Source organism: Pseudomonas sp. EA_65y_Pfl1_P113, assembly GCF_963970525.1.
Lineage (GTDB): Bacteria > Pseudomonadota > Gammaproteobacteria > Pseudomonadales > Pseudomonadaceae > Aquipseudomonas > Aquipseudomonas tritici.
Genome location: NZ_CAXAQM010000689.1, coordinates 1 through 431 on the forward strand (window position 1 = coordinate 1; position 431 = coordinate 431).

Consider the following 431-nt stretch of genomic DNA (forward strand, 5'->3'; position numbering starts at 1 on the left):
TCTTGATCGCACCGAGATCCGCGGCCGACTGGCTGACCGTGTAGATCTCGGTCGTGACCTTAGATATAATAAAATCGAGCGTGGCCTGGTCGGCCGCCGAGTCGGTCAGCGCGCTGATGTTGATGGTGTCGATGGAGGCCGTGCCGGACACCTTGTCCAGGAAGCCGCCCTGGGTCGCGGTATAGAGCGAGTAGTTGGCCGTGGTGACGGTGATCGAGTTGATGGTCGGCGTGCCGCCGACGCGCGAGAACGACGATACGAGACTGACCGTGGCCGGCGTGGTCGCGGTCGCGCTCAGCCAGTTGACGCTGTTGAACGTTGCCGCGTTTGCGGTGTTCTTCATGTCGGACTGGATCTGGGTGATTTCCGACTGGATCTTGGTGCGATCGATACCGGCGGTCTTGGCTTCGACCAGCAGCGACTGCAGCTTG

The 431-nt window shown here is 61.5% G+C and carries 1 protein-coding gene; it reads right to left on the bottom strand.

What is annotated here, in order from left to right; all coding sequences use genetic code 11:
- On the bottom strand, positions 1-431 hold a 431-nt coding region (locus AACY52_RS31735), incomplete at both ends, for a hypothetical protein (protein WP_339561616.1).